The sequence below is a fragment of the Spirillospora sp. NPDC052269 genome (genome assembly GCF_040679435.1).
Taxonomy (GTDB): domain Bacteria; phylum Actinomycetota; class Actinomycetes; order Streptosporangiales; family Streptosporangiaceae; genus Spirillospora.
Map to the genome: position 1 here is coordinate 145,514 of NZ_JBFAUU010000006.1, position 6,342 is coordinate 151,855.

The 6,342-nt window shown below is 73.4% G+C and carries 5 protein-coding genes; 4 read left to right on the plus strand and 1 reads right to left on the minus strand.

Annotation, left to right across the window (positions count from 1 at the left end; translation table 11 throughout):
• Positions 1–30 precede the first annotated feature (30 nt).
• The gene (locus AB0L06_RS14510) at positions 31–1,353 is read right to left on the minus strand and encodes a helix-turn-helix domain-containing protein (protein ID WP_500231457.1); all 1,323 of its coding nucleotides are present in this window, start codon (positions 1,351–1,353) and stop codon (positions 31–33) included.
• A 344-nt stretch (positions 1,354–1,697) separates the two neighbouring features.
• Here AB0L06_RS14510 and uraH point away from each other — a divergent pair, with 344 nt between their 5' ends.
• The 4 genes from uraH (at position 1,698) to ald (ending at position 6,209) form a co-directional block, all read left to right on the plus strand.
• Complete coding sequence (uraH, locus tag AB0L06_RS14515; RefSeq protein WP_500231458.1) at positions 1,698–2,090, plus strand: hydroxyisourate hydrolase; 393 nt, start codon at positions 1,698–1,700, stop codon at positions 2,088–2,090.
• 150 nt (positions 2,091–2,240) lie between these two features.
• Complete coding sequence (locus tag AB0L06_RS14520) at positions 2,241–3,674, plus strand: NCS2 family permease (protein ID WP_500231459.1); 1,434 nt, start codon at positions 2,241–2,243, stop codon at positions 3,672–3,674.
• Positions 3,675–3,747: 73 nt separating this feature from the next.
• The gene (locus AB0L06_RS14525; protein ID WP_500231460.1) at positions 3,748–4,953 is read left to right on the plus strand and encodes a glycerate kinase; all 1,206 of its coding nucleotides are present in this window, start codon (positions 3,748–3,750) and stop codon (positions 4,951–4,953) included.
• A gap of 140 nt (positions 4,954–5,093) precedes the next feature.
• Complete coding sequence (ald, locus tag AB0L06_RS14530) at positions 5,094–6,209, plus strand: alanine dehydrogenase (protein WP_500231766.1); 1,116 nt, start codon at positions 5,094–5,096, stop codon at positions 6,207–6,209.
• The last annotated feature ends 133 nt before the right edge of the window (positions 6,210–6,342 follow it).

A 6,342-nucleotide genomic window follows, 5' to 3' on the forward strand; every position in this document is an offset into this window, starting at 1 on the left:
GAACCGTGAAGGATCCGGCTCCGGCGCAGGTCAGACTCCGGCGCAGGCGAGCGCGCGCCCGTAGGCGGCGAGCCGCTCGCCGTCCGGGGAGCCGTTCTCGGCGAGCAGCTCGGCGAGGTCGAACCACGACTGCGCGGCCTGCCGGGACGACTCCATCCGCTCCAGGCAGGACGCCGCCCGGGACAGCGACGCGGTCGCCCGCTCCCGCTCCCCCAGCCGCACGCACGCCCCGCCGAGGACGGTCAGCGCGACCGCCGTGGCCCGGCGCGGCGCGTCCCCGAGCAGGTCAAGGGCCTCCTCGGCGCGGGCGACGGCCTCCGCCGGACGGCCCATCGCGGTCTCGGCGCGGGCCAGCTCGGTCAGGCACCACGCCACGTCCAGCTCTCCGGCGGCGCTGGCGTTGATCTCGCCGCGCACGCGCGTGAGCAGGTCGCGGGCGTGCGCGGCCTGCTCCGGACGCGCGCGCAGGAGCAGCCCGGCGTAGTTGACCCGCAGCCGGGCCAGGTTGCGCAGGTCGCCGTCCGGGGCGCCGTCGGTCTCGCCGAACTCCCCGGCGATCTGCAGCGCGCGCTCGGCCAGCTCGACGCCTTCCTCATAGGCGCCGCGCACCTCGGCGACGAACGCGGCCTCCCAGTAGGCGGCGACCCGCGCGGCCGGGCCCGCGCCGCGGTCGGCGCGCTCGACCAGCTGCGCGGCGAGCTGACGCGCGCGCACGAGGTCGCCGCGCTCGATGAACGCCGCCAGCAGCGCCGCCCCCAGGTGGACGGCCGAGTCGGTCGTGTCGGCGCCGGTCGCGGCGAGCTGGCGCAGCGCGTCCTCGGCGACGCGGACGCCCTCGCTGATGTCGCCGCGCTCGCGCAGGCACCGGCTGAGCGCGACGTGCACGCGGGTCCACTGGTCGGGGTCGTGCTCGGCGGACGCCTTGGCGGTGAGCGCGCGCAGCTCCCCGATCGCCTGCTCCAGGTCGCCGGACGCCTCCAGCGCCAGCGCGTGCCCCCACCGGGCCTGGTGCAGCATGTCCGGCAGCGCGACAGCGTCCGGGCTGGCGAGGACGTCGGCGAACCGGGCCCGGGCCTCGGCCGCGGCGCCGTTGCGCAGCGCGATCTCGGCGTAGTCGAGGGTGACCCGCAGCTCGTCCACCACGTCCTCGCCGACCCCGCTGACCAGGTAGGTCGGCGAACAGCTCAGCTTGGTCGCGAGCAGGTCGACCACGCTCGGCGCGGGCACCCGCTTGTCGCTCTCGATCAGCGAGATGTAGCTGTCGGACAGCTCGGGGTACGCGAGCTGGGCCTGGCTCATGCCCTGCCGGATGCGCAGCGCCCGGATCCGCTGCCCCAGTGTCTCCCGATCCATGTTTCGAACCACCCGCCTGCCAGGTCCCCCGCGCCGTGCGCCGCACGCTGCGTGGGGAAGAAAACGTGTCGATCTTCCAGTCTGCCCGGATCGCGCCCGGTCAGGGTCCGGATTCGGGGGATCCGGACCCTCTCGTTCCACCGCACGGCAGGCTATAGCGGACACCCCTCTTCGCGCTGCCCCGGACCGCGATCACCCGGGACGCGTCCGTCCGCGACCACCCCGGACGCGTCCGTCCGCGATCACCTCGGACGCGTCCGTCCCGGGGTCCGATGAGACCCGCCTCCGGTCGCCCCCGCGCGCCCCCTCGGCCGGACGGCCCGGGTGCTGCTGTACTAGCGCCCATGAGCGTGTCCACCCATGTCCTCGACACCGGCAGCGGGACGCCCGCGGTCGGCGTGCCCGTCCGGCTCGACCACTACGACGCCGAGAACTGGCGACTCGTCCGGGAGGGCGAGACCGACCCGGCGGGCCGCTGGGACCTGTCCTCGCCGCAGCCCGGCGAGGAGGACGTCCCGGTCGAGGGCGGTCCCGCGCAGGGCCCGCCGCAGACCCCGCAGCTGGCGCCGGGGACCTACCGGCTGCGGTTCGGGTCCGGCCGCTACTACGCCGCCCAGGACGCCGAGTCGTACTACCCGGAGATCACGGTGATCTTCCTCGTGACGGGGACGGGGCAGCGGCACCACGTCCCGCTTGCCCTCGGACAGTTCGGCTACTCCACCTACCGAGGGGCCTGACCAGGCGTAACGCGGTCCACGGCTGTGGCGAGAAGGGTACGGTCAGGTAACCTGCCCGTAACACCTTCCGCCTAATCTGTGCGGGCCGCAGACGTCGCTCTGTGCGCGCCGAAACCCATCCAGCCCGATCCCCGCACCGGAGCACGCCTGATGTCGCACGCCACCCTCCAAGACACGCCGCCGGGCCCCCGCGGCCTCCTGGACCGCATCTTCGACCTGACCGGACGACGGACGACGGTCGCGCGCGAACTGCGCGGAGGCGTCACCACGTTCTTCGCGATGGCCTACATCATCCTGCTCAACCCGATCATCCTGGGCGGGGCGAAGGACGTCACGGGCGCGCACCTGTCGATCCCGCAGCTCACCACGATGACCGCGCTGTCGGCGACGATCGCGACGATCATCATGGGCCTGATCGGGAACGCTCCGATGGCCGTCGCCTCCGGGCTCGGCATCAACGCGGTCGTGGCCTTCCAGGCCGCGCCGGTGATGACCTGGGCGCAGGCGATGGGCCTGGTGGTGATCGAGGGCATCGTGATCGTGCTGCTCGCGCTCACCGGCATCCGGGAGCGGATCATGAACGCGATCCCGCTCGCGCTCAAGCACGCCATCGCCGTCGGCATCGGCGCGTTCATCGCGCTGGTCGGCCTCTACGACGCCAAGTTCATCGGCTCGAGCGCGATGAGCCCGCCGCTGTCGCTCGGCACCGGCGGCAAGCTCACGGGCTGGCCCGTGCTGGTGTTCGCGATCGCGCTCGTCCTCATGATCGTCCTGTACGTCCGGCGGGTGCCGGGCGCGATCCTCATCGGCATCGTCGTCTCCACCGTCATCGCCGTGATCATCCAGTCCAACGCCAAGGTGCCCGCGGACGGCTGGGGCGTCGTCGTCCCGAACGTCCCCGAGAAGCTGTTCGCCACCCCCGACTTCGGCCTGCTGTTCAACGTGGACGTGTTCGGCGGCTTCGGCCGGGCCGGGTTCATCACCGCGCTGGTCGTGCTGTTCACCCTGGTGCTGTCCGGGTTCTTCGACGCGATGGGCACCATCCTCGGCCTCTCCGACGAGGCGGGCCTGGTGAACGAGAAGGGCGAGGTCCCCGGCCTCGGCAAGATCCTCACGATGGACGGCCTGTCCGCCGCGCTCGGCGGCCTGACCAGCTCGTCCGCCAACACCGTGTTCGTGGAGTCCGCGGCCGGCATCGGCGAGGGCGCCCGCACCGGCCTGGCCAACATCGCCACCGGCGCGCTGTTCGCGGTGACGCTGTTCCTCACCCCGCTCGCCGCGGTCGTCCCGGCGCAGGCCGCCGCGCCCGCCCTGGTGCTGGTCGGCGCGCTGATGATGACGCAGGTCGCGAAGGTCACCTGGGACGACCTGGACATCGCCATCCCGGCGTTCCTGACCATCGTGTTCATGCCGTTCACCTACTCCATCACCAACGGCATCGGCGCGGGCGTGGTCGCCTACACGATCATCAAGCTGGCCCGCGGCAAGATCCGCGAGACGCACTGGCTGATCTGGGTGATCGCGCTGATCTTCCTCGCCTACTTCGGCCTGCACCCGATCGAGCAGGTGCTCGGCGTCAAATAGTGGCGTCCTGACGTGCACAGGGGGTAGGGAAGTAACGAAGCGCTGACCCCCGGCGTGAAAGGCGTGGCTGCCCGTGTCCCTGCCCGACCCCCTCGCCGAGCCGCCCCCGCGCGGTCACGTGCTGCTCGCACCCGACCGCTTCCGGGGAGCGCTCGGCGCCGTCGAGGTGGCCCGGCGGCTCGCCGCCGGCCTGCGCCTGGCCCGGCCGGACGTCCCCGTCGTGGAGCTGCCCGTGTCCGGCGGCGGGGACGGCACCGCCGAGGCCGCGATCGCCGCCGGGTTCCGCCGGGTCGAGGTGAAGGTCTGCGGCCCGGCCGGACGTCCCGTCACCGCCGCGCTGGCCTTCGACGGCCGCTGCGCGGTCGTCGAGATCGGCGAGGCGGCGGGACCCCGGGGCCTCCCGGACGGCCCGCCGCGCCCGCTGTCGGCCACCACCCTCGGCGTCGGGCAGCTGATCGTCCACGCGCTCCGGCTCGGCGCCCGCCGGATCGTCCTCGCCGCGGGCGCCAGCGCCGCCCCGGACGGCGGCGCCGGTCTCTTCCAGGGCCTCGGCGGCCGCCTGCTGGACGGCCTCGGCCGCGAACTCCCGCTCGGCGGGGCCGCGCTCCGCTCCCTGCACGCGCTCGACCTGCGCGGCGTTCCGGACCTCTCAGGCGTCACCATCACCCTTGTCGGCGACACGGGCCGTCCTCTGCTGGGCCGGGCGGGCGCGGTCGCGTCCGTCCTGCCGGGCGGCTCCCTGAGCAGGCCCGCGGGCGGTCCCGCGAGCGGCCTGGGACGGGCCCAGGAGCGGATCCTGGAGGCGGGGCTGCGGCGATGGGCCGACCTCGCCGAGTCCGTGACGCGCCGCCGCGCACGGGAGCTGCCCGGAGCGGGCGCGGCGGGCGGCGCGGGGTTCGCGGCGCTCGCGCTGCTCGGCGCGACCGTCGAGTCCGGGCCCGGAACCGTCCTCGACCTGCTCGACTTCGCGGGCCGGGCGCGCGGCGCGCGGCTGGTCGTGACCGGCGCGGAGACCATCGACACCGGAACCCTGCGCGGCGGGGCCGCGGCGTCCGTGGCACGGGCGGCCGCGCGCGCCGGCGTCCCGGCGGTCGCCGTGGTCGGACGGCGCGGACTCACCGGCGAGCGCCTCCGCCGCGCCCGGATCCAGGCCGTGTACGCGCTCACCGACATCGACCCGGCGCTCGCCCGGACGCCGAACGCCGCGGGCCCCCTTCTCGAGCGCCTCACCGTCGCCGTCGCCGACGAGTGGCTGCCACCTCGGGGTTCACGCTTCTGACCGTCCGGCGTGACCTTTACATACTGTCAGCCGATTCGGGAATGACTATACAGACTGGACATGGCAAGCAGGTGTCTCCTGCCCTCACCCTTAAGGGCGTACCAGCTGGTCACAACCTGTCAGCGTTGACGGAGGGCAACATGAAGGTCGGCGTTCCTCGCGAGATCAAGAACCATGAATACCGCGTCGCCATCACCCCCGCCGGGGTGCACGAACTGACCCGGCACGGCCACGAGGTGTTCGTGGAGCGCGGCGCCGGCGAGGGTTCGGCGATCCTCGACGACGACTACACCTCGGCCGGGGCCAAGATCCTGGACACCGCCGACGAGGTCTGGGCCGAGGGCGACCTGATCCTCAAGGTCAAGGAGCCGATCGCCGCCGAGTACCACCGGATGCGGCAGGGCCAGACCCTGTTCACCTACCTGCACCTCGCCGCGTCCCGCGAGTGCACCGACGCCCTGCTGTCGGCGGGCGTCACCGCGATCGCCTACGAGACCGTCCAGCTGGCCGACCGGTCGCTGCCGCTGCTCGCCCCGATGTCGGAGGTCGCGGGCCGCCTCGCCCCGCAGGTCGGCGCGTACAACCTGATGCGCTTCAACGGCGGCCGCGGCGTGCTGCCGGGCGGCGTCCCGGGCGTCGCCCCGGCCAAGGTCGTCGTCATCGGCGGCGGCGTGTCCGGCCTGAACGCGGCGCAGATCGCGGTCGGCATGGGAGCGGACGTCACCATCCTCGACGTCAACGTCGACCGGCTCCGCCAGATCGACGCGATCTACCAGGGCCGCCTGAAGACCCTGGTCTCCAACGCGTACACGATCGAGCAGGAGTGCCGGGCGGCCGACCTGGTGATCGGCGCGGTGCTGATCCCCGGCGCCGTGGCCCCCAAGCTCGTCTCCAACGAGCTGGTCGCGCACATGAAGCCCGGCTCGGTGCTGGTCGACATCGCGATCGACCAGGGCGGCTGCTTCGAGGACTCGCGTCCCACCACGCACGCCGACCCCACCTTCAAGGTGCACGAGTCGATCTTCTACTGCGTCGCGAACATGCCGGGCTCGGTGCCGAACACCTCGACCCACGCCCTCACCAACGTGACGCTCCCCTACGCGGTCTCCATCGCGAACAAGGGTTGGAAGGACGCCCTGCTCGCCGACCCCGCGCTCGCCCTCGGCCTCAACACCCACGCGGGCAACCTGGTCTACGGCCACGTCGCCGAGGCGCACGGCATGAACCACGTGACGCTGGAGTCCGTCCTCGCCTGACGCCCTCCACCGCACACCGCGACGGCCCGCGCCCGGACGCCTTCTCCACAAGGCCCCGGACGCGGGGGGCGTGCGCGCCGCTCTGCCGGACGACGCGTGCGCCGAGACGTCCCGCGCCCTCCTCGACCTGAGC